Below are 21297 nucleotides of genomic sequence, written 5' to 3' on the forward strand. Positions count from 1 at the left end.
ATGCGACTGCTCGTGGTCGAGGACGAGGAGGACCTGGTCGTAGCGCTCAAGGTCGGGTTGGTCAGGGCCGGTTACGCCGTCGACGTCGCCCCGGACGTCGACACCGCCACCGAGAAGCTCGCCGTCAACGACTACGACCTGGTCCTGCTGGACCTCAACCTTCCCGACGGCGACGGCTTCACCGTCTGCCGCGCCATCCGTACCGCCCCGGGCCCCGGCGGCCCCCGCATCCTCATGCTCACCGCCCGCGACCGGCTCGCCGACCGCGTCCGGGGCCTCGACGAAGGCGCCGACGACTACCTCGTCAAACCCTTCGCCCTGCCCGAACTCCTCGCCCGTATCAGGGCGTTGCTCCGCCGCGAGGACGGCGGCACAGCCGTCGTCGAGGTCGGCGAACTCCGTCTGGACACCGCCCGCTTCGAGGCCTACCGGGGCGAGCGCCGACTCCCGCTCACCCCCAAGGAGTTCAGCGTCCTGCACTACCTGATGACCCGCCCCGGCCGCGTCGTCCCCGCCGAGGAACTGCTCGAACACGTCTGGGACGAACACGCCGACCCGTTCACCAACACCGTGCGTGTCACGGTCGGTTCACTGCGCCGCAAGGTCACCGGAGAGGAAGAACCCCTCATCGAGACGGTGATACGCCAGGGCTACCGGCTGAAGGAGACGCCATGAAACGTCCCTGGCTGAAACGCCCTTCCCTGAAGCGTCTCCCCATCAAGCACCTACGCCCGCGCCTGCCCTCCTTCACCCACACCATCCGCTTCCGCCTCACCGTCCTCTACTCCGGCCTCCTGTTCGTGCTCACCGCGCTCGTCCTGGGCGGCACCTACGTGGCCGTGGAACGCAGCGGCGAGGCCCACCCCGTCAGCAAGCAGTTCCGCGCCGAGAAGTACGTGAACGGCGTCTACATGGGCGAGTTCGACGCCGTGAAGCTCCAGGAGGTCGAGGCCGCCGTCAACTACGAGACCCTCGCCAACCTGCGCCGCTTCTCCTACGCCGTCCTCGGCGGCCTCGCCGTCGCCAGCCTCGCCCTCGGCTGGATCCTCTCCGGCCGCGCCCTGCGCCCCGTACGCGCCATCTCCCGCACGGCCGCCGAGATCCAGGCCACCGACCTCTCCCAGCGCATCCACCTCCACGGCCCCAAGGACGAACTGCGCGACCTCGCCGACACCGTGGACTCCATGCTGGACCGCCTCGACGAGGCCTTCCGCGCCCAGCGCCAGCTCATCGACGACGCCTCCCACGAGCTGCGCAGCCCGCTCGCGATCATCCGAGCCAACCTGGACGCCGTACTGACCGCCGAGGAGTCGGACGAGGAGGAGCGCCGTACGGCGGCCCGCAGTGTCGACCGCGCGACCACCCGCATGACCCGGCTCGTCGAGGACCTGCTGGCCACGGCCCGGCGCAGCGCGCCCGCCCTCGCCGACGCGGACGTCGACCTGGCCGCCGCGGCGGGCGAGGCCTGCGAGGAGTTCGCGCCGCTCGCCGCCGACCGCGGCCTCACCCTGCACCGCCGGCTCGCGCCCGGCCTGACCGTCATCGGCGACCACGACGCCCTGCGCCGGGCCGTCGGCAACCTGCTGTCGAACGCCGTACGCCTCGCCCCGCCCGGCACCCGCATCGCGGTCGCCGCGGGCCGCTCCGGAGGCTGGCTGTGGGCGGCCGTACGGGACGAGGGCCCGGGCATTCTGGACGACGACCAGGGGCGGGTCTTCGACCGGTTCTGGCGGGCCGGGGCGGGCGGCGGCCGACGCGACCGGCACGCCGGGCTCGGACTCGCCATCGTCCGGCAGATCGTGGAGTCGCACGGCGGCCAGGTCCGGCTGTTCTCACGCGTCGGCGAGGGCTCGACGTTCGTGCTCTGGTTCCCCGCACCCGGCGACGGACACGGCAACGGCGGGCCGCCCGAGGAGCAGCCCGCCGTGTGAGCGTCCGGTTTACGCCGCCTTCTTCGCCTTCGTGGCGTACATGTCCACGTACTCCTGCCCGGACAGCCGCATGACCTCCGCCATCACGGAGTCGGTCACCGCTCGCAGCACGTACCGGTCGCGGTCCATGCCCTCGTACCGCGAGAACTCCATCGCCTCGCCGAAGCGGACCGTGACCCGGCCGGGGCGCGGGATGCCCCGGCCGCCCGGCTGCAGCTTGTCGGTGCCGATCATCGCGAACGGGACGACGGGCGCGCCGGTCATCAGGGTGAGCCGGGCGATGCCGGTACGTCCGCGGTAGAGACGGCCGTCGGGGGAGCGGGTGCCCTCCGGGTAGATGCCGAACATCCTGCCCTCCTCCAGCACCCGGCGCCCGGTCATCAGCGCCGCCACTCCGCCGCTCGCGCCGTCCCGGTCCACGGGAATCATGCCGACGCCCGTGAAGAACCACGCCATCAGCCGCCCCTTGAGGCCCTTGCCGGTGACGTACTCGTCCTTGCCGATGAAGAACACCTGCCGCCTGGTCACCAGAGGCAGGACGATCGAATCGATGAACGTGAGGTGGTTGCCGGCGAGGATCACCGGACCGTCGCCGGGGATGTGCTCCGCGCCCTCCACCTGTGGGCGGAACATCAGGCGCATGATCGGTCCGAGCACTGCCTTGATGAGCACGAAGCGGGACAACGGGCCCTCCGATGTCAAGAGAACGGCCAGGGAATCTGTATGAGTCTGTGCAGGTGAGGACATTACTCGCGGCCCAGGGGGTCGCGCACATCGGGCGCCACGGGTTCACCGAGGTCTTACGCATTGTTGACCCGTGTTTACCTGCGGTGGCGCACCGATGCCGGTCGGTAACCCGGCCGGAACGATGTGACGGAGGTCGCGTACCCCCAGCCCGTGCCGTGAAGCCGACGGACTGTCAGACATCTGTTCCCATACGACATCCTGTGTCACTCGCGTGTTCCGCGGGAGGTCTCCCATCCGCCATGTACGCGCATCTACGATCGGCCCGCACTGATGAGCCAACGGCAGGGGAGGCCCCATGGGAACGCAGGAGTCGAACGAACGGGCGGGCGGCACCGGACGACGGGCACTCCTCGGCGCGGCGGTGCTCGGCGCCGGCGGAGCGGTCCTCGGGCTGTCCGGTACGGCGAGAGCCGCCGACGCCAAGCACGCAGGAGGCGGCGTGAAGAGCCTGCCCGTCCCGACGATCATCGGTCACCGGGGCGCCAGTGGCTACCGCCCCGAACACACCCTCGGCGCCTACCAGCTGGCCCTCGACATGGGCGCCGACATCGTCGAGGCCGGCGACCTGGTGCCCACCAAGGACGGCCACCTCGTCTGCCGTCACGAGCCGGAGATCGGCGGCACCACCGACGTGGCGGACCACCCCGAGTTCGCCGACCGCAGGACCACCAAGGTCCTCGACGGCGTGTCCACCACCGGCTGGTTCACCGAGGACTTCACGCTCGCCGAGCTCAAGACGCTCCGCGCGATCGAGCGCATCCCGGCCAACCGCCCGCACAACACCCTCTACAACGGCCGCTGGGAGATCCCCACCTTCGAAGAGGTCCTGAAATGGCAGGACGAGCAGACCCGTAAGCGCGGCAAGCAGGTCTGGATATACCCCGAGCTCAAGCACCCCACCTACTTCCGCAAGCTCGGCCTGGGCCTGGAGGAGCGGGTCGCCAAGGTGCTGCGCAAGTACCGCAAGGACAGGTGGAACGCGCCGGTCATCGTCCAGTCCTTCGAGCCGACCAGCATCCAGCGCCTGAACAAGCTGGTCGACAACCCGCTCGTGGTGCTCCTGTCCGGTGCGACCACCCGTCCCTGGGACTTCGTCGAGACCGGCGACCCGCGCACGGTCGCCGACCTGATCAAGCCGGCCGGCCTCAGGGAGATCGCCTCCTACGCGCAGGGCATCGGCCCGACCCTCGACCTGGTCATCCCGAAGGACGCCGCCGGCAACCTCACCAAGCCGACCACCCTGGTCGCCGACGCGCACAAGGTGGGACTCGTCCTGCACCCCTGGACCCTGCGCAACGAGAACCCCTTCCTGCCCGCGGACTTCCGCAAGGGCACGGACGCCGACGCCTACGGCGACGTCTTCGGCGCCTACCGGGCGTACTTCGCCACGGGCATCGACGGCGTCTTCACCGACCAGCCCGACACCGGCCTGCTGGCCCGCGAGGATTTCGTCAACCGCTGAGCGCCCTGCCCCGATTGGGGTGACAGCCGGCCGCCCGGGCAACCCGCCGCCCGGGCGGCCGCGTCGCCCCGCATATGACGCACGACCTGCTCACCACCCTGCGCCCCCTGCTCACCGCCGAGGCCTCGGCCGAGGCGCATGCCACCGGAACGGAACCGGGCGACCTGGAGCAGGCGGTCTGGCTCCGCCTCCTGGAACGCCTCGACGCCGACGGCCCGCCCCTGGACCCGACCGACTGGCTGCGCCGAGCCGTCCGCGCCGAGTCCCGCCGCAGCCGCCGTACCACCAGACTCGAACGGCCGTACGGCACCGAACCCGCCGCCGACGACCTCGGACCCGAGCAACTGGCCCTCGCCGCCGCCCGCCGCCGCGCCCTGCACGAGGCCGTACGACGGCTGCCCGGCCGCTGCCCCCGCCTGATGGAAGCCCTCATGTCGCCGAGGGACCTCACATACCGGGAAATCGCGGGGGAGTTGGGTATCTCACAGGGCAGTCTTGGTCCGGAACGTTCCAGATGCCTGGGATGTCTGCGTCGATTGCTCACACCGGAGGTTGCGGCCCGCGGAGCGCGGGGATAGGAGTGAGGGACAACAGGCGATCAGGTGAGCGGGAGGCGTGCGCACATGGGCATGAGCGTGACCATCTCTGCGGCGACCGAGCAGGACGCGGAGCAGATCTTCAGGCTGCAGTACCTGTGCTTCCAGAGCGAGGCGGCGCTGTACGGCAACTACCGCATCGACCCGCTCGTCCAGACCCTGGACTCCGTCCGCCAGGAAGTCGCCTCCGACTGCGTCTTCGTGGCCCGGCTGGGCGACGAGGTCGTCGGCTCGGTACGCGGCGCGGTGACCGAGGACGGCGCCGCGTCCATCGGCAAGCTCTGCGTCCACCCCCGTCTCCAGGGCCACGGCATCGGCGCGAGGCTGCTCCGCGCGGCCGAGTCGGCGTTGGTCGAGGAGCACGGCGCCAAGAAGTTCCGCCTCCACACGGGCCACCGCAGCGAAAGCAACCTGAGCCTGTACCGCCGGGTGGGCTACCAGACGGTGGGGACGTCGAAGGGCGCGGACGGAGTGCCGATGATCGTCCTGGAAAAGCCGGCAGGGGCATACGCGCAAACGGCGTGACTGCGACGCCTCAAGGGGCGCGGGGCTGTATCGACATGCGGCTCCGCCGCGTGGGCGCGACCAGCCGCACACGGCCGAATGCCGCCCGACAACCTCAGGCGGCATTCCCCTGCCGCGCACCCTTCCGCAACCAGTAGAGGGCGGACAGCGGCAAGATCACAGGAATGAAGATGTACCCCACCCCGAAGTCCGACCACACGGTCGCATCCGGAAACGCAGACGGCTCGACCAACGTCCACGTACCGACGATCAGCACGCCCGCCAGTTCCGCACCGCAGCACACCAACGCCGCCTTACGAGCCGTCTCCCCACCCCGCACCAGCGAGTACGTGATGAACCCGTAGACCAAGCCCGCCACCGCGGACAGCGAATACGCAAGCGGCGCCCGGTCGAACTCGGTCGCGATCTGGTACACGGATCGCGACACCGCCCCGACGACCATCACGCCGTACAGCCAGACCAGCAGCATCCCCGGCCCGCTGATCAACCGTGTCGGCTTCTCCTGCGTGGCGGCCACCTCAGCCTCCCCAGATGTCATAGAGCCGCACCTCCAGCACGGCCAGCACCACACCGCCGGCGGCGGCCGTCACCGATCCCCACCGCGTGCGCTCCGCCAGCGACATGAACCCGGCCGCCGGCACGCACGCGAACGCCCCCAGCAGATACGCCACGAAGATCGTCGTGCCCTGCTCCGGCTTCTCGCCCCGCGCCAGCTGCACGATCCCGACCACCAGCTGCACCAGGGCCAGCACCGACACCACGGCCATCCCGATGAAGTGCCAGTCCTTGGTCGGCTGATCGCGATGGGCCGCCCAGCCGCACCAGGCGGCGAGCAGAAGCGCGGCGACGCCGGTCGCGAGCGTCAGGGCATCAAGCATGCCGTGACCCTATTACGGGCCAAAAGACCCGATGCGGCCGACCCCGAGGTGCACCGTAGGGTCTAGACCATGACCATCCACGCCCAAGCCCTCCTGTTCGACAACGACGGAACCCTCGTCTCCTCCCTCGCCTCGGTGGACCGCTGCTGGACGAGGTGGGCCGGGGAGTACGGCATCACCGCCGAGGAGTTCGGGCGCGTCGAACTGCACGGACGGCCGGCCGCGGAGATAGCCGCCGACCTGCTGCCCGCCCACGTCGTACCGGAGGCCGTCGCACGGATCGAGCGGCTGGAGGTGGAGGACGTCCCCAACGGCGGCGTGCACCTCCTGCCCGGCACCAAGGCCCTGCTCGACGCACTGCCCGCCGAGCGCTGGGCCGTCGTCACCTCCGCCACCCGGCGCCTGGCCGAGGCCCGTCTCGACGCCGTCGGCATCCTGCCCAAGACCCTGATCGCCGCCGACGACATCACGCGCGGCAAGCCCGACCCCGAGCCCTACCTGCTCGCCGCCCGCGAGCTGGGCGTCGACCCGGCCCGCTGTGTCGTCTTCGAGGACGCCCCGGCCGGCCTCCAGGCGGGCCGCGCCGCCGGTATGACCACCGTGGCATTGACCACAACACACCAGGCCCATGAGCTCACCGCCGACCTCGTGGTCGAGAACCTGTCGGCCTTGTCCGTGCTGGTCACCGATACCGGAGTGGACATCTCGGTCCGCGGCTGAGGGGTGTCCGCCGCTGTCCGGCATGCGGACAGCGGCGCTTTGTCAGGACCGTAGGTCTGCTTTACTGATCGCATGACCACCACGAGCCACCGCACCCTTGCGACCGAGGCGACCATGACGCCCGGTGCTCGTTGTCTGTGTCGAATGTGCGCCTTCTAGAGGGCCCCCGCACCACCCAGAGCCTCGCGCCCCGAAGCGAGACGCCGTGGCATGTCCGTACGCCGTAAGCCGTATGTGACAACAGCCCCCGCGCACATGTTCTCCCCGGTTCCCCCATGCCACCGCACGAGAACCGTGACGCGTTCCCGACCGAATGCACCCCTGCCAGGGCACGCCCACGCCCTGCACACGACAGTGACGGAAACCCAGTGATTACCACCTCGGGCCTGACCAAGGTCTACCGTTCCCGCGGCCGCGAGGTCACCGCCCTGGACGGCGTCGATCTCCACGTCCGCGAAGGCGAGGTGTACGGCGTCATCGGCCAGTCCGGCGCCGGCAAGTCCTCGCTCATCCGCTGCATCAACCTCCTGGAGCGACCCACCGCCGGGACGGTGACCGTCGCCGGGCAGGACCTCACCGCCCTCGCCGGGCGCGGCCCGCGTGCGGGCCGGGAACTGCGCCGGGCGCGCAGCCGTATCGGCATGGTCTTCCAGCACTTCAACCTGCTGTCCTCCCGGACCGTGCGGGACAACGTCGAGCTGCCGCTCGAAATCCTCGGCACGTCGGGGAAGGAACGTTCCCGCAAGGCCCTCGAGCTGCTCGACCTCGTCGGTCTGGCCGACAAGGCGGGGGCCTACCCCGCCCAGCTCTCCGGCGGCCAGAAGCAGCGCGTCGGCATCGCCCGCGCCCTGGCCGGCGACCCCAAGGTCCTGCTGTCCGACGAGGCCACCAGCGCCCTCGACCCGGAGACCACCCGCTCCATCCTCCAACTGCTGCGGGACCTCAACCGGCAGTTGGGCCTGACCGTCCTGCTCATCACCCACGAGATGGACGTCGTGAAGTCGATCTGCGACTCGGCCGCCCTCATGGAGAAGGGCCGCGTCGTCGAGTCCGGCACGGTCAGCGAGCTCCTCGCGACCCCGGGCTCCGAACTGGCCGGCGCGCTGTTCCCGGTGGGCGGCGAGGCCTCCGGCGAAGACCGGACCGTCGTCGACGTCACCTTCCAGGGCGAGGCCGCCACCCAGCCGGTCATCTCCCAGCTCTCCCGCACCTACAACATCGACATATCGATCCTCGGCGCCGCCATCGACACCGTCGGCGGACTCCAGGTCGGCCGGATGCGCATCGAACTCCCCGGCCGCTACGAGGACAACGTCGTGCCGATCGGCTTCCTGCGCGAACAGGGCCTGCACATCGACGTACTGGGCCAGGAGCCCCTGCTGGTGAAGGAAGGTGCCAAGTGACCTGGTCCGAAATGCGGCCCCTGCTGGAGCAGGCATGTTGGGACACCCTCTACATGGTCGGCTGGTCCACGCTCATCGCAGTCGTCGGCGGCCTTCCGCTCGGCATCCTGCTCGTCCTGACCGACCGGGGCGGACTCCTCCAGAACGTCGTCGCCAACAAGGTGATCGGGCAGGTCGTGAACGTCGCCCGCTCGATGCCGTTCATCATCCTGATGGTCGCGTTGATGGGCTTCACGCGCTCGATCACCGGGACGACCATCGGCCGCGAGGCCGCCATCGTGCCGCTCGCGATCGGGGCGATCCCCTTCTTCGCCCGCCTGGTTGAGACAGCTGTCCGCGAAGTGGACGGCGGACTGGTCGAGGCCGTGCAGTCGATGGGCGGCAACACCTGGACGGTCGTACGCAAGGTCCTCGTCCCCGAGTCGCTGCCGTCGCTGATCTCCAGCACCACGACCACGGTCGTCGCGCTCATCGGCTACTCCGCGATGGCCGGCACGGTCGGGGCCGGCGGCCTCGGCGACATCGCCATCCGCTACGGCTACCAGCGCTTCGAGACCGAGCTGATGTGGATCACCGTGGCGATCCTCGCCGTCGTCATCTCCGTCATCCAGTTCGCCGGCGACTACGCGGCGCGCACCCTGCACCGGCGAGGCGGCCAGTCGGGCGCCGCGCCCAGGCTCCGCCTGCTGAAAGCGTCGACGGCGACGAGCAAGACCGTCTGAGCAACCTTCCCCAGATTTCCCCGTCCACCCATCACGGGGTCGCACCACCCATAAGGAAAGGCACTTTTCGTGCGTAACACCGCCAAGATCACCACCGCTGTCCTCGCCGCCGGAGCCCTCACCCTCGGACTCACCGCCTGCGGCTCCCAGGACTCCGCCGGCTCCGACACCAGCGGTCCGCTGGTCGTCGCCGCGAGCCCCACCCCGCACGCCGAGATCCTCACCTACGTCAAGGACAACCTGGCGCAGAAGGCGGGACTCGACCTGGAGGTCAGGGAGTTCACGGACTACGTCACGCCGAACACGGCGACCGAGGACGGCTCGGTGGGCGCCAACTACTTCCAGAACCAGCCGTACCTCGACGACTTCAACAAGAAGAACGGCACCCACCTCGTGCCCGTCGTCACGGTCCACCTGGAGCCGCTCGGCCTGTACTCCCACAAGGTCAAGAGCGCCGACGGCCTGAAGAGCGGCGCGACCGTCGCCGTCCCGAACGACAGTGTGAACGAGGCCCGTGCGCTCAAGCTCCTCGACGCGAACGGGGTCATCACGCTGAAGGACGGAGTCGGCAACGACGCGACCCCCTCCGACATCGCCAAGAACCCCAAGAACCTCAAGTTCAAGGAACTGGAGGCGGCCCAGACCCCGCGCTCCCTGGACGACGTGGACGCCGCCGTCGTCAACGGCAACTACGCCATCGAGGCCGACCTGTCGCCCGCGAAGGACGCCCTCGTCCTGGAGTCCGCGAAGAACAACCCCTACGGCAACTTCCTCGCCGTCAAGGACGGCAGCGAGAGCGACCCGCGCGTGAAGAAGCTCGCGAAGCTCCTCACCTCCGCCGAGGTCAAGAAGTTCATCGAGGACAAGTACCAGGGCTCGGTCATCGCCTCGTTCTGATCCTTCGACGCGTATACCGACGTACCGCCACGCAGGGGGTCAGCTCCCTCACAGGGAGCTGACCCCGTCGTGCGGCTCGGTGCCTACATGCTGCATGCTGGGCAGTTCAGCAGGCCCCTGACGGTATCCGAGGGTTCCCGAACTAAACGGAGCGGCGCATGACGAGCACCTTCCCCAACATCTCCATCAGCACGGAGCGGTTGGTCCTGCGCCCTTTCGACGAGCCGGACATCGAGTCCTTCGCCGAGATGATGAACGACGAACAGGTCACCGCCTGGACCTCGGTGCCGCAGCCCTACACCGAGGCCCACGCCCGCGACTGGATCACCCGCCGCGCCCCCGCCGAACGGACCGAGGGCCACGGCATCGTCTTCGCCGTCAGCGAGTTCCTCACCCAGCGCCTCGTCGGCATCGTGCACCTGCAGAACACGGACTGGCGAATCCGCTCCAGTGAGATCTCCTACGTCGTCGCGCCCTGGGCCCGCGGTGAGGGCTACGCCTCCGAGGCCGCCCTCGCCGCCGCCCACTGGCTGTTCCACGACCAGGACTTCGAGCGCCTGGAGCTGCGCACCGCCGCCGGCAACACCGCCTCCCAGCAGGTGGCCCAGAAGATCGGCTGCATCAGCGAGGGCGTACTGCGCAACGCCTGGATAGCGCGCACCCGGGCCGGAGACGGGGAGTGGACCGATGTGCGTACGGATGTCATCGTCTGGAGCCTGCTGCCGGAGGACCTCGCCGGTGTCGCCGAACAGCTGGCCGACACCGGGGGATTCACCTCGTACTCGGACTGGAATTGACGCAACCGGGCCGAGCGTGATGAAACCGCTTCCCCGCGACACCGGGTACCCTCACCAAGCCCGCTCGGGGGCTGCCCTCCGAAGACCTGCGAAGACCTCTGGAGACTGAGAGACGATGGCCGACCGGGTCACGGTGATCGGCTGGGACGGTTCGCCGCTGACCGCCGCGGCACGCGCCGCCCTGGGCGCCGCCACACTGGTGGCCGGCGCCGCCCACCACCTGGCGCTGCCCGAGGTGCCGCCCGCCGCCGAACGCATCCGCCTCGGCAGTGTCGCCCTCGCCGCCCGCCGCATCGCCGGCCACCGCGGCACCGCGGTCGTGCTCGCCGACGGCGACCCGGGCTTCTTCGGCGTCGTACGGACCCTGCGCGCGCCCGAGTTCGGCCTGGAGGTCGAGGTCGTCCCCGCCGTCTCCTCCGTCGCCGCCGCCTTTGCCCGGGCCGGCATGCCCTGGGACGACGCACAGGTGGTCGTCGCACACCGCCGCACCCTGCGCCGCGCGGTGAACGTGTGCCGCGCCCACACCAAGGTCGCCGTCCTCACCTCGCCCGGCGCCGGCCCCGCCGAACTCGGTCTCCTGCTGGAGGGCGTCCACCGCACCTTCGTCATCTGCGAGGAACTCGGCACCACACGCGAACAGGTCACCGTCGTCACCTCCGACAAGGCCGCCGATCACACCTGGCGCGACCCGAACGTCGTCATCGTCATCGGCGGACCCGTCGGACCCGTCGGACCCGTCGGACCCGTCGGACCCGGTGTCGCGGCGGGCGGCGGCGGATGGATCGCCGGACGCGACCCGGGCACCGGACCGCGCGGCTGGGCGCTGCCCGCCGAGTTGTACGGCGGCGACCTCGGCGAAGGCGAGGCGGAACTGCTCCGCGCGGCCCAACTCGCCCGGCTGGGGCCGCGCGTCGGCGACCTGGTGTGGGACATCGGCTGCGGCAGCGGTGCCTTCGCCACGGAGGCGGCACGGGCCGGCGCCGCCGTCATCGCCGTGGACCAGGACCTGGCGGCCTGTGCCCGCACCGAGTTTGCCGCCCGCGGCTTCGGGGCGCAGTTGCAGATCGTGCGCGGCACCGCCCCGCACGTCCTGGAGAACCTTCCCGAACCGGACGTCGTCCGCGTCGGCGGCGGGGGAGCGGCCGTGGTCTCCGCGGTCGCCGACCGCCGCCCCCAGCGCATCGTCACGCACGCGGGGACCCGTGACGCGGCCGAACTCATCGGCCGCGACCTGACCGAGCACGGCTACCAGGTCGAGTGCGCCCTCGTCCAGTCCGTCGAACTCGACACGCGGGCCTGGACGGAGACCGAGCGAAGCGTCGCGTTCCTGCTCAGCGGCCTCTTGCCGGACCGCACGCCTTGAGTCTCTTTGTCGTCCCCGTGATCCTGTTGTCGTACTGCGCGCGGTAGGCTGGCCGATCGTTGTACCGCACCAGGCAGCCCGGCGCTTCGTCGGTCAATGTCCGGAAAACCCACCCGTTTTGGGCTGGGTGTGGTACGGCAGAACCGGAGGACGCGCAACGTGGCGCAGTCCACAGCGGGCCGTCGCGGATCAAGCTGTCGCGACGGAGCAACGGCCGCGACAATGCCAGTTAATGGCTTTGTCGTCTTTTGGCGTCGGGTCGTTCGTGCCGCTGGGCAGGCACGCTCGTTCTTCACTGCGGAGCGGTCGGTGCGCCGTTCCGGGTGAGCTGGTCGTAGAAGCACTAACCGATGGGCGAGGGGTACGCATGACCGACACCGGCCAGGTCCCGGGCGAGGGGCTGCCGGAGAACGCAGGCATGGTGGAGCAGCCGGGCGCCCCCGCGCACGGCGCGTACACCTACCTCTCCGAGACCACCGCCGAGGACGAAGACCTGCTGCTCCTGCCCGGCGCCCAGGGCGCGTGGGGCAACGAGGTCCCCCCGCCCGCGCCGGAGCCGGTCGTCGAGGCCGTGCACGAGCCGGGCCCGCACGAGATGTCCGGCCGCGACAGCGGCTCGGTCGACCTCAGCGGGGTCCGCCTGCCGAACCCGACACCGCCCTCGACGCAGGCCCCGCCCCGTCGGCCCCTGCACCTCGGCCCGCCCATCCCCGACACCTCCGCGAGCCCGGTCCGCTCCCTCGCCGACCGCGGCGCCGTCGGCGCACCGGCACGCCAGCCCGGCCCGCCGGCCACCGGCCCCGAGTACCTCGACGTTCCGCAGGCGCGGGAGATGGCCCCGCAGGGGGCTGCGCCTTGGGGTGCTCAGGCACAGGGTGCGGTACAGGCCGTGGCACAGGGCGTGGTCCAGGCACCGGTGAGCACCGAGGCACCGGCAGCCGAAACGGTTGTCCCGGGGCACGGGCAGAGGACCGAGGCTGTGGCCGCGACCCAGGCCGCCGAGCCGGCGGGTGCCGCTCAGGCCGCCGTGGCCCGTCTCGCGACGGAGGCGGTCGCGGCGACCGTGCCGCAGCCGGCGGAGGACGGCCATGCGCCGCAGCCCGCGGAGGCGGGCTTCGCGCCGGAGGGCCAGGGCCAGGACGCCGGGTTCGGTGCGGAGGCTCCGGACGGTCAGGATGTCGCCTACGGTGCGCAGGCTCCGATGGGTGGTGAGGCCGCCGTTGGCGGTGAGGCTGTGGTCGGTGGCGGGTCCGCCTCGCAGGGTCCCGGCGAGACGCAGGCTCCGGACGCCGGCGAGCTGCCGGAAGACGGGCAGGCGGTGGACGCGGGGCAGGTTCCGGTTACTGGACCGGATGCCGGTGCCGCTTCCGGGGCGGACGCCGAGCAGGCTGCGGCTGCTGTAGTGGCTCCGGGGGAGGCAGGGCAGGTCCCCGGGGCGCAGCCCGTTCCGGATGCGGGGCAGGTTCCGGAGGTTGTTCAGGGGCTGGATGCGGGGCAGGTTCCGGAGGTTGTTCAGGGGCCAGATGCCGGGCAGGTTCCGGACGCGGTCCAGGGGCCGGATGCCGGGCAGGTTCCGGATGCCGGGCAGGTTCTTCCGGATGCGGTCCAAGGGCCGGATGCCGGGCAGTTGCCCGATGCTGTCCACGCGTCGAACGCCGCGCAGGCTCCGGGAGTCGTCCCCGGCCCCGACGCCGGTCAGGGCCCCGAGAGCGCGCCCGCATCCGGGGCCACCCCCGCGGTCCAGACCGACGGGACCGCGCCGGGTTCCGAGGCCGTTGCCCCCGAGGCCGGGGTTCCTGGAACCGGCTCCGCCCAGGAGGACGGACAGGTTCCCGTTGCCGTCTCCGCCGAGGAGGCAGGGCAGGTTCCGGCCGCTGTCCCGGCCGAAGACGCCGGTCAGGCACCGGTAGCCGCCCCTGCCCAGGACGCCGTACAGCCCGCTGAGGCCGCCGTACCCGGTGACGTACCGGAAGCAGCCGAAGCCCCGGCCGTCCCATCGGCCGCGCAGCCCGCCGCCGAGGTCTCCGCCGTCGTGACTCCCGAGTCCCCCCAGGGCCCGGTGGCCGAGCACCCCGTACCGGAGCAGCACCAGGCACCCGCCCCGCACACCCAACCCGCCCAGGGACCGCAGCACGCCCACGCCCCGCAGCCCGTCCCGGACCCGTCCCCCGCTCAGGACGCGCAGCCGACGCAGGACGCGGCGCCGACCCCCGTCGCACAGCCGGGCACCCCCGACGCCAACCCCCAGGCCGAAGACGCAGCCACGACTGCCACCTCCGCGCCCGACTCGGCGGCGGTCACCCCGGCTCCGGTCGTCGACAGCGCCCCCACGCCCCCCGCCCCCGACGCGCCCCAGCAACTGGACACCGCTGCCCAGTTCGCCGCGGACGCTCCGGCGGAGGCCCCCCAACCGCCCACCCCGGTCGCGGAGACCGCGCCCACTCCCGAGGACGCAGCCGCCCACCAGAGCGCCCCCACGGACGAGGCGGCACAGGAAGCCCCGCAGGACCAGTCGGCGCCCGGCCCAGCCGCCCCCGCGGCTGAGGCGCCGATGCCGGAAGGAGCCAACCCGGCACCCGCCGAGCACAGCCACGGCGACACCCCCGACCAGCCCGTGGGCCAGTTCGTCCCGGCCGAGGGCTCGGTGCCGACCACCCCGCACCTCGCGCCGACTCCGCCGCAGGCAATCACCCTCCCCGCCCCCCGTGAGGGCGACCCCGAACTCGTACAGCACGCGGAGGACCTGGACACCCGGGCCGCCGAGCAGGAAGACCTGCAGGACCAGCAGGACCACGAAGAAGAGAGCACGGCCGCTGTGGAAGAGGCACGACAGTCCACCGGCCCGGCCGCTCCCGCCTACGACGACGCCGAGCGCGAGGCCGTCCTCAAGGTCATGCGCGAGCGCCGCGACATCCGCAACGGCTTCCGCAGCGACCCCATCCCGCACGAGGTGCTGCTCAGAGTCCTGGAGGCGGCCCACACGGCGCCCTCCGTGGGCCACTCCCAGCCCTGGGACTTCGTCGTCATCCGCTCGGCGGAGACCCGGCGCACGATGCACGAACTGGCCATGCGCCAGCGTGACGCCTACGCGAAGTCCCTCCCCAAGGGCCGGGCGAAGCAGTTCAAGGAACTGAAGATCGAGGCCATCCTCGACACCCCGGTGAACATCGTCGTCACCGCCGACCCCACCCGCGGCGGCCGCCACACCCTCGGCCGTCACACGCAGCCGCAGATGGCGCCGTACTCCTCCGCGCTCGCGGTCGAGAACCTCTGGCTCGCCGCCCGCGCCGAGGGCCTCGGCGTCGGCTGGGTCAGCTTCTTCGACGAGCGCGAGATGGTCCGCGCCCTCGGCCTGCCCGAGCACCTCGAAGTCGTCGCCTACCTCTGCGTGGGCTACGTCGACGAGTTCCCGGACGAGCCCGAGCTGCTGCAGGCCGGCTGGTCCAAACGCCGGCCGCTGTCCTGGGTCGTCCACGAGGAGACGTACGGCCGCCGCGCCCTGCCCGGCGAGGACCCGCACGACCTGCTCGCCGAGACCGTCGCGCAGATCCGCCCGCTGGACGCCAAGGCGCTCGGCGAGGCGTGGGAGCGGCAGAAGCGGATGACGAAGCCGGCCGGTGCGCTCGGCATGCTGGAGATCATCTCCGCGCAGCTGTCCGGCCTGTCCCGCCAGTGCCCGCCGCCGATCCCGGAACCCGCCGCCGTCGCGATCTTCGCCGGTGACCACGGTGTGCACGCCCAAGGGGTCACCCCCTGGCCGCAGGAGGTGACGGCCCAGATGGTCGCCAACTTCCTGGGCGGGGGAGCGGTCTGCAACGCCTTCGCCGGCCAGGTGGGCGCCGAGGTCTGTGTCGTCGATGTCGGCGTCGCCGCCGAGCTGCCCGCCACGCCCGGCCTCCTGCCCCGCAAGGTCCGCGCGGGCACCTCCGACATGACCACCGGTCCCGCGATGACCCGCGAGGAGGCCAAGCAGGCCATCGAGGTGGGCATCGACACGGCCCGCGACCTGGTGGCGGCCGGCAACAAGGCGCTGCTCACCGGCGAGATGGGCATCGCGAACACCACCGCGTCCGCCGCCCTGATCTCCGTCTACACGGACACGGACCCGGCCGAGGTGACGGGCCGCGGCACCGGCATCAACGACGAGACGCTCGCCCGCAAGACGGAGGTCGTCCGCCGCGCGCTCGAGCTCCACCAGCCGGACCCGGCCGACCCGATCGGCGTCCTCGCCGCGATCGGCGGCTTCGAGCACGCCGCCATCGTCGGCCTGCTCCTCGGCGGCGCCTCCCTGCGTACGCCGGTGATCCTGGACGGCGTCAGCGCCGGCGCGGCCGCGCTGGTCGCCCGCGCGATCGCCCCCGAGGTCCTCGCGGCCTGCATCGCGGGCCACCGCAGCGCCGAGCCCGGCCACGTGGCCGCCCTCAACAAACTGGGCCTGCGCCCCCTGGTCGACCTGGACCTCCGCCTCGGTGAGGGCACGGGAGCGTTGCTCGCTCTGCCGCTCGTCCAGAGCACGGCGAGGGCGATGCACGAGGTGGCGACGTTCGACTCGGCGGGGGTAACCGAGAAGTAGCCGTTACCGAAGTGCGGGCGTGAGATTCCGGGACGGCAGTCCTGGGTCCCTTCGCGGCCTGCCGCGTGGTCCGTGGGCAGTCGTTCCGCAAGGCGGAACGGGTGGGCACGGACCACGTACCCGCGGACGGCGTCGGTGCTCAGCTACCGGACCGCCTGAGCCGTCAAATTCTTGCGCCCCGTAAAATCCGCACGTCAGGGCCCCGCACCGCCGTAAAGAGGAGCCGCACCCTCATGGCCGAACATCCCGCCTACCCCGTAGGCCTCCGCCTCACCGGCCGCAGGGTCGTCGTCCTCGGCGGAGGCCAGGTCGCCCAGCGCCGGCTCCCGGCGCTCATCGCGGCAGGCGCGGACATCCTCCTCGTCTCCCCGCATGCGACCCCGTCGGTCGAGGCCATGGCCGACGCGGGTGAGATCACCTGGGAGCAGCGCCCGTACGCGGAGGGCGACCTCGCCGACGCCTGGTACGCCCTCATCGCCACCAGCGACCCGGAGGCAAACAGGCGAGCCTCCGCCGAGGCAGAGACGCACCGTGTCTGGTGCGTCCGCTCCGACGACGCCGACGCGGCCACGGCCTGGACCCCCGCCACCGGAACCAGCGAGGGCGTGACGGTCGCCGTCCTCACCACGAACGCGCGCGGCCGCGATCCCCGCCACACCGCCGCCATCCGTGACGCGGTCGTCGAGGGCCTGCGTGACGGAACCCTGGTCGCCCCCCACCACCGCACCCGCACGCCCGGCGTCGCCCTCGTCGGCGGCGGACCCGGCGACCCCGACCTGATCACGGTCCGCGGCCGCCGCCTCCTCGCCGAGGCAGACGTCGTCATCGCCGACCGACTGGGCCCCCGCGACCTCCTCGCCGAACTGCCCCCGCACGTCGAGGTGGTCGACGCGGCGAAGATCCCGTACGGCCGTTTCATGGCACAGGAGGCCATCAACAACGCACTGATCGAGTACGCGAAGCAGGGCAAGTCGGTCGTACGCCTCAAGGGTGGGGACCCGTATGTCTTCGGCCGCGGCATGGAGGAGCTCCAGGCGCTCGCCGAGGCCGGCATCCCGTGCACCGTCGTACCCGGCATCTCCAGTTCGATCTCGGTCCCGGGCGCGGCCGGCATCCCGGTCACCCATCGTGGTGTCGCCCACGAGTTCACGGTGGTCAGCGGCCATGTCGCCCCCGACGACGAGCGCTCGCTCGTCGACTGGCCGTCGCTCGCGAAGCTGACCGGCACGCTCGTGATCCTCATGGGTGTCGACAAGATCGGCAGAATCGCCGAGACGCTGGTCGCCCACGGCAAGTCACCGGACACCCCCGTGGCCCTCGTCCAGGACGGCACGACGGCCGCCCAGCGCCGCGTCGACGCGACGCTCGCGACGGTCGCCGAGACCGTACGGGCCGAGGACGTGAAGCCCCCGGCGGTCATCGTCATCGGTGAGGTCGTCACCGTGGGCCCGCCCGCGACCGCGTGAACACGCCATTAAGTAACCGCGGGTAACCCAACCCGTCCCGAGCCGTTGGCACCGCACCCAGGACAAGGCAGTATCACTCTGTGGCCGATCTCATCACCGTCGAGGACCCCGACGACCCGTGCCTGCACGACTACACGGGCCTGACCGACGTCGAACTGCGCCGCAAGCGCGAGCCGGCCGAAGGCCTGTTCATCGCCGAGGGCGAGAAGGTCATCCGGCGTGCCAAGGACGCCGGGTACGAGATGCGCTCGATGCTGCTGTCCGCCAAGTGGGTCGACGTCATGCGCGACGTCATCGACGAACTCCCGGCACCGGTGTACGCGGTCAGCCCGGAGCTCGCCGAGCAGGTCACCGGCTACCACGTGCACCGCGGCGCGCTGGCCTCCATGCAGCGCAAGCCGCTGCCCACGGCGGTCGACCTCCTCCAGACCGCACGCCGGGTCGTGATCATGGAGTCGGTCAACGACCACACCAACATCGGCGCGATCTTCCGTTCCGCCGCCGCCCTCGGCATGGACGCGGTCCTGCTCTCCCCGGACTGCGCCGACCCCCTCTACCGCCGCAGCGTGAAGGTCTCGATGGGGGCGGTGTTCTCCGTGCCGTACGCCCGCCTGGACACCTGGCCCAAGGGCCTGGACTCGGTCCGCGAGGCCGGCTTCACGCTGCTCGCCCTCACCCCGGACACGAAGGCCAGAACCCTCGACGAAGCCGCCCCGCACAAGATGGACCGGGTCGCCCTGATGCTCGGCGCCGAGGGCGACGGCCTGTCCACCCAGGCCCTGGTGGCCGCCGACGAATGGGTCCGCATCCCGATGGCCCACGGCGTCGACTCCCTCAACGTGGGCGCGGCGGCCGCGGTCGCCTTCTACGCGGTGGCCACGGGCCGCCCGCAGAGCTAGTTTCCCCGGTCGAGCGTGTCGAGCGTCGACTCGTACCGCTCGGACATCAGCTGCCCCTCCAGGGGCTCGTAGTCCGGCGGTACGTGCACCCGCTCCTGCCGCTGCTCCCGTACGACGTCCCTGTCGTCGCCGAGTCCTTGTGACGGCCCCTGGCAGCCCTGTGCCGCCGCGATGCCCAGTGCCACGAGCAGCGTCACCACGACGAACACGAACAGCCGCTGGCGCAGCAGCCGCGGATTGGCGGGGCGCCGCCCCGTACCCGTGTTCCGGGGCGCCGGCCGCCCCGTACCGCCGCGCCGCGCGGGGCGGTTTCCGCTGCCGGAACGCGTCGTGTTCCGCGCGGCCGGCGTGGACCGGGTCGCCCCGGACCTGGACGACGGGCTGCCGCTCCGCGAGGCGTTGCCGCCCCGCGGCTGGGCGCCGCCCCGCACCGGAGCCGGACCGCGCGACGGCGCACCACCGCGCGGCGGGGGAGTCCCCGGTGCACCCTGGGTGCCCTGCTGTCCTTGCGGACGCCGCTGCGGCGCGCGCTCCGGGTAGGTGTCGGCGAGCCGCCCGGCGGGCCGGTCCGCCTCACCGCCGCGCGGCGCGGGCGGACGTGCGTCCGCCAGCCCCTGCGCCTCCCGGGCCGCGATCTCCTTCAGACGCAGCGACAGCTGGAGCGTGCTGGGCCGCTCCTCGGGGTCCTTCGCCAGACATGCCCGGACCAGTGGAGCCAGTGCGTCCGGTACGCCGTGCAGTTGGGCCTCCTCGTGCACCACGCGGTACAGCATCACCTCGGAGCTGCCGTGCCCGAAGGGCGAGTCGCCCATCGACGCGTACGCCAGCGTGGCGCCGAGGGAGAACACGTCCGTGGCGGGCGTCACCGCGGCGCCGCGCACCTGCTCGGGGGCGAGGAAGCCGGGGGAGCCGACCGCCGTGCCGACGTGGGTGAGCGTCGAGGCCCCGGTCGCCCAGGCGATGCCGAAGTCGATGATCCGCGGGCCCTTGGGGGACAGCAGGATGTTGGACGGCTTCAGGTCCCGGTGCACGACCCCGGCCTCGTGCACGGCGACCAGTCCCTCGGACAGGGCGGCGCCGACCGCGGCGACGTCGGCCGCGCCCAGCGCCCCCTCGCCGGCGACCTTGTCGTGCAGGGAGGGGCCGGGCACGTACTGCGTGGCGAACCACGGCCGGTCCGCCTCGAGGTCGGCGGCGACCAGCCGCGCCGTGCACCCACCGCGGATCCGCCGTGCCGCCGAGACCTCACGCGCGAACCGCGAGCGGAACTCCTGATCCTCCGCGAGATCCGGCCGGATCACCTTCAGCGCGACCCGCTGGCCCTTCCGGTCGGAGCCCAGGTAGACAACGCCCATTCCGCCCGCGCCGAGCCGTCTGTGAAGCCTGAACGAGCCGACGACGCGCGGGTCCTCGCGCCTCAGGCGCATCATCGCCATGTTCATCCCCGCTGCCCGGTCCGTGTGACGTGGCACAGCTTACGTTTCCACGGCCCGCTGCGCGCAGAGGCCGCGCCCTCTCGGGCCGATGGATTGTCAGTGCCGGGTGGGAGACTTGAAAAGTGGTCAGGGAGCGGGTGAGCAGGCCGACTTCGGCCTGCGGGCGATCCCAACCACCCGTCGCAGAAGGGGGATTGAAATCGTGAAGGGTGACCGTGTGGAAATAGTCGTGGATGCCGGGGACACGACGCGTACGTACGAGGTGGTGGCGAGCCGGGCGGGCCGCCGGGTGGAGACGGCGGTGCGTCGGGGCGTGGTGGAAGTGAGCGAAGTCACCCGCAGCGGCACTGTCGTGCGTACGGCTCGCTTCATGGCGAACCGGGTCCTGGCGCTGGTCGAACAGCCGGTTCCGCGGGAGGAGAGCTCGGAGAAATCGGGGCACAGCGGACGCCCCCTCGGGGAAGACCCCGAGACCTAGGACTTCGTCTCCACCCAGGGGAGTACTCCGCAGGTCATGGCTCATCCTCCGGGAGGCCCGGCAATCGGTACGAGGGCATGACGCCCGTGGAGGCCCGGGCCGCCTAGATTTGAGGTCAAGCGGCGGGTGCAGCACTCGTCCCCCGAGGTCAGACACCCGCCGCTGCCAAAGACAACTGAGAACGGTCAGGAGAAGGACCATGGCCCAGACGGCACCGCGGACGATGATCCGCAGGCAGGAGCGCACAGCGTTCCGCCCGCGCCGCACGGGTCGTCGCCACCCGCTGGTGGCGACACTCATGGCACTTCCCCTGGCGGTCCTGCTCCTCGTCGTCTTCGACGGCTGGGAGACAGTGGCCACACAGGCGTCGTCCGTGGGAGTGATGCTGGGGCGCTGAGCGGCGA

Annotated in this window: 20 protein-coding genes; 16 read left to right on the forward strand and 4 right to left on the reverse strand. The window is 71.5% G+C overall.

Going from position 1 to position 21297, the window contains the following annotated elements:
* Together ABT063_RS20030 and ABT063_RS20035 are read left to right on the forward strand one after the other, a co-directional pair.
* On the forward strand, positions 1-675 hold the full coding sequence (locus tag ABT063_RS20030) for a response regulator transcription factor (protein ID WP_351058695.1): 675 nt from the start codon (positions 1-3) through the stop codon (positions 673-675).
* Complete coding sequence (locus ABT063_RS20035; RefSeq protein WP_351058696.1) at positions 672-1931, forward strand: sensor histidine kinase; 1260 nt, start codon at positions 672-674, stop codon at positions 1929-1931. The genes ABT063_RS20030 and ABT063_RS20035 overlap by 4 nt, the downstream gene beginning before the upstream one ends.
* 9 nt (positions 1932-1940) lie before the next feature.
* Here ABT063_RS20035 and ABT063_RS20040 read toward each other — a convergent pair whose 3' ends face one another.
* Positions 1941-2615 carry a lysophospholipid acyltransferase family protein gene (locus ABT063_RS20040; RefSeq protein ID WP_351058697.1) on the reverse strand — a complete coding sequence of 225 codons (675 nt, stop codon included), beginning with the start codon at positions 2613-2615 and terminating at the stop codon, positions 1941-1943.
* Positions 2616-2973: 358 nt separating this feature from the next.
* On the opposite strand from ABT063_RS20040, the gene ABT063_RS20045 reads away from it, so the two are divergent.
* The 3 genes from ABT063_RS20045 to ABT063_RS20055 all read left to right on the forward strand — a co-directional run bounded on the left by ABT063_RS20045 (position 2974) and on the right by ABT063_RS20055 (position 5261).
* Positions 2974-4140 carry a glycerophosphodiester phosphodiesterase gene (locus ABT063_RS20045; protein ID WP_351058698.1) on the forward strand — a complete coding sequence of 389 codons (1167 nt, stop codon included), beginning with the start codon at positions 2974-2976 and terminating at the stop codon, positions 4138-4140.
* 74 nt (positions 4141-4214) lie between these two features.
* Positions 4215-4718 (forward strand): sigma-70 family RNA polymerase sigma factor, encoded by a 504-nt coding sequence (locus ABT063_RS20050; protein ID WP_351058699.1) that lies wholly within the window; start codon positions 4215-4217, stop codon positions 4716-4718.
* Positions 4719-4763: 45 nt separating this feature from the next.
* Positions 4764-5261 carry a GNAT family N-acetyltransferase gene (locus ABT063_RS20055; RefSeq protein WP_351058700.1) on the forward strand — a complete coding sequence of 166 codons (498 nt, stop codon included), beginning with the start codon at positions 4764-4766 and terminating at the stop codon, positions 5259-5261.
* Between the two features lie 94 nt (positions 5262-5355).
* Here the strand turns inward: ABT063_RS20055 and ABT063_RS20060 are convergent, their stop codons facing one another.
* Together ABT063_RS20060 and ABT063_RS20065 are read right to left on the reverse strand one after the other, a co-directional pair.
* Complete coding sequence (locus ABT063_RS20060) at positions 5356-5799, reverse strand: hypothetical protein (RefSeq protein ID WP_351058701.1); 444 nt, start codon at positions 5797-5799, stop codon at positions 5356-5358.
* The gene (locus ABT063_RS20065) at positions 5780-6139 is read right to left on the reverse strand and encodes a hypothetical protein (RefSeq protein WP_351058702.1); all 360 of its coding nucleotides are present in this window, start codon (positions 6137-6139) and stop codon (positions 5780-5782) included. The genes ABT063_RS20060 and ABT063_RS20065 overlap by 20 nt, the downstream gene beginning before the upstream one ends.
* A gap of 69 nt (positions 6140-6208) precedes the next feature.
* Here ABT063_RS20065 and ABT063_RS20070 point away from each other — a divergent pair, with 69 nt between their 5' ends.
* The 9 genes from ABT063_RS20070 (at position 6209) to ABT063_RS20110 (ending at position 18979) form a co-directional block, all read left to right on the forward strand.
* Positions 6209-6859 carry an HAD family hydrolase gene (locus tag ABT063_RS20070; RefSeq protein ID WP_351058703.1) on the forward strand — a complete coding sequence of 217 codons (651 nt, stop codon included), beginning with the start codon at positions 6209-6211 and terminating at the stop codon, positions 6857-6859.
* A 368-nt stretch (positions 6860-7227) separates the two neighbouring features.
* On the forward strand, positions 7228-8262 hold the full coding sequence (locus tag ABT063_RS20075) for a methionine ABC transporter ATP-binding protein (RefSeq protein ID WP_351058704.1): 1035 nt from the start codon (positions 7228-7230) through the stop codon (positions 8260-8262).
* Positions 8259-8984: a methionine ABC transporter permease gene (locus tag ABT063_RS20080; RefSeq protein ID WP_351058705.1), complete on the forward strand. Its 726-nt coding sequence runs from the start codon at positions 8259-8261 to the stop codon at positions 8982-8984. Before ABT063_RS20075 ends, ABT063_RS20080 begins: the two co-directional genes overlap by 4 nt.
* Positions 8985-9053: 69 nt before the next feature.
* Positions 9054-9881 (forward strand): MetQ/NlpA family ABC transporter substrate-binding protein, encoded by an 828-nt coding sequence (locus ABT063_RS20085; protein ID WP_351058706.1) that lies wholly within the window; start codon positions 9054-9056, stop codon positions 9879-9881.
* A 158-nt stretch (positions 9882-10039) separates the two neighbouring features.
* Positions 10040-10678, forward strand: coding sequence for a GNAT family N-acetyltransferase (locus ABT063_RS20090; RefSeq protein WP_351058707.1), 639 nt, complete (start codon positions 10040-10042; stop codon positions 10676-10678).
* Between the two features lie 115 nt (positions 10679-10793).
* Complete coding sequence (gene cbiE / locus ABT063_RS20095) at positions 10794-12041, forward strand: precorrin-6y C5,15-methyltransferase (decarboxylating) subunit CbiE (RefSeq protein ID WP_351058708.1); 1248 nt, start codon at positions 10794-10796, stop codon at positions 12039-12041.
* 367 nt (positions 12042-12408) lie between these two features.
* Positions 12409-16614 carry a nicotinate-nucleotide--dimethylbenzimidazole phosphoribosyltransferase gene (cobT, locus tag ABT063_RS20100; RefSeq protein ID WP_351058709.1) on the forward strand — a complete coding sequence of 1402 codons (4206 nt, stop codon included), beginning with the start codon at positions 12409-12411 and terminating at the stop codon, positions 16612-16614.
* Positions 16615-16847: 233 nt separating this feature from the next.
* On the forward strand, positions 16848-18080 hold the full coding sequence (gene cobA / locus ABT063_RS20105) for a uroporphyrinogen-III C-methyltransferase (protein WP_351058710.1): 1233 nt from the start codon (positions 16848-16850) through the stop codon (positions 18078-18080).
* An 80-nt stretch (positions 18081-18160) separates the two neighbouring features.
* On the forward strand, positions 18161-18979 hold the full coding sequence (locus tag ABT063_RS20110; RefSeq protein ID WP_351058711.1) for a TrmH family RNA methyltransferase: 819 nt from the start codon (positions 18161-18163) through the stop codon (positions 18977-18979).
* Here the strand turns inward: ABT063_RS20110 and ABT063_RS20115 are convergent.
* Complete coding sequence (locus tag ABT063_RS20115) at positions 18976-20421, reverse strand: protein kinase domain-containing protein (RefSeq protein WP_351058758.1); 1446 nt, start codon at positions 20419-20421, stop codon at positions 18976-18978. The genes ABT063_RS20110 and ABT063_RS20115 overlap by 4 nt on opposite strands.
* A 196-nt stretch (positions 20422-20617) precedes the next feature.
* On the opposite strand from ABT063_RS20115, the gene ABT063_RS20120 reads away from it, so the two are divergent.
* Together ABT063_RS20120 and ABT063_RS20125 are read left to right on the forward strand one after the other, a co-directional pair.
* Positions 20618-20893 (forward strand): DUF8836 family protein, encoded by a 276-nt coding sequence (locus ABT063_RS20120; protein ID WP_351058712.1) that lies wholly within the window; start codon positions 20618-20620, stop codon positions 20891-20893.
* A gap of 199 nt (positions 20894-21092) precedes the next feature.
* Positions 21093-21290: a hypothetical protein gene (locus tag ABT063_RS20125; RefSeq protein ID WP_351058713.1), complete on the forward strand. Its 198-nt coding sequence runs from the start codon at positions 21093-21095 to the stop codon at positions 21288-21290.
* Positions 21291-21297 lie beyond the last annotated feature (7 nt).

This window comes from Streptomyces sp. NPDC002838 (assembly GCF_040295365.1).
Taxonomy (GTDB): Bacteria; Actinomycetota; Actinomycetes; order Streptomycetales; family Streptomycetaceae; genus Streptomyces.

What these genes read in the sequence shown, in the direction of transcription:
- ABT063_RS20115 (WP_351058758.1), bottom strand. Translation starts at nt 20,421, where the DNA reads ATGAACATGGCGATGATGCGCCTGAGGCGCGAGGACCCGCGCGTCGTC.
- ABT063_RS20045 (WP_351058698.1), top strand. Translation starts at nt 2,974, where the DNA reads ATGGGAACGCAGGAGTCGAACGAACGGGCGGGCGGCACCGGACGACGG.
- ABT063_RS20060 (WP_351058701.1), bottom strand. Translation starts at nt 5,799, where the DNA reads ATGACATCTGGGGAGGCTGAGGTGGCCGCCACGCAGGAGAAGCCGACA.
- ABT063_RS20035 (WP_351058696.1), top strand. Translation starts at nt 672, where the DNA reads ATGAAACGTCCCTGGCTGAAACGCCCTTCCCTGAAGCGTCTCCCCATC.
- ABT063_RS20055 (WP_351058700.1), top strand. Translation starts at nt 4,764, where the DNA reads ATGGGCATGAGCGTGACCATCTCTGCGGCGACCGAGCAGGACGCGGAG.
- cbiE (WP_351058708.1), top strand. Translation starts at nt 10,794, where the DNA reads ATGGCCGACCGGGTCACGGTGATCGGCTGGGACGGTTCGCCGCTGACC.
- cobT (WP_351058709.1), top strand. Translation starts at nt 12,409, where the DNA reads ATGACCGACACCGGCCAGGTCCCGGGCGAGGGGCTGCCGGAGAACGCA.
- ABT063_RS20065 (WP_351058702.1), bottom strand. Translation starts at nt 6,139, where the DNA reads ATGCTTGATGCCCTGACGCTCGCGACCGGCGTCGCCGCGCTTCTGCTC.
- ABT063_RS20030 (WP_351058695.1), top strand. Translation starts at nt 1, where the DNA reads ATGCGACTGCTCGTGGTCGAGGACGAGGAGGACCTGGTCGTAGCGCTC.
- ABT063_RS20050 (WP_351058699.1), top strand. Translation starts at nt 4,215, where the DNA reads ATGACGCACGACCTGCTCACCACCCTGCGCCCCCTGCTCACCGCCGAG.
- ABT063_RS20090 (WP_351058707.1), top strand. Translation starts at nt 10,040, where the DNA reads ATGACGAGCACCTTCCCCAACATCTCCATCAGCACGGAGCGGTTGGTC.
- ABT063_RS20070 (WP_351058703.1), top strand. Translation starts at nt 6,209, where the DNA reads ATGACCATCCACGCCCAAGCCCTCCTGTTCGACAACGACGGAACCCTC.
- ABT063_RS20125 (WP_351058713.1), top strand. Translation starts at nt 21,093, where the DNA reads ATGGCCCAGACGGCACCGCGGACGATGATCCGCAGGCAGGAGCGCACA.
- cobA (WP_351058710.1), top strand. Translation starts at nt 16,848, where the DNA reads ATGGCCGAACATCCCGCCTACCCCGTAGGCCTCCGCCTCACCGGCCGC.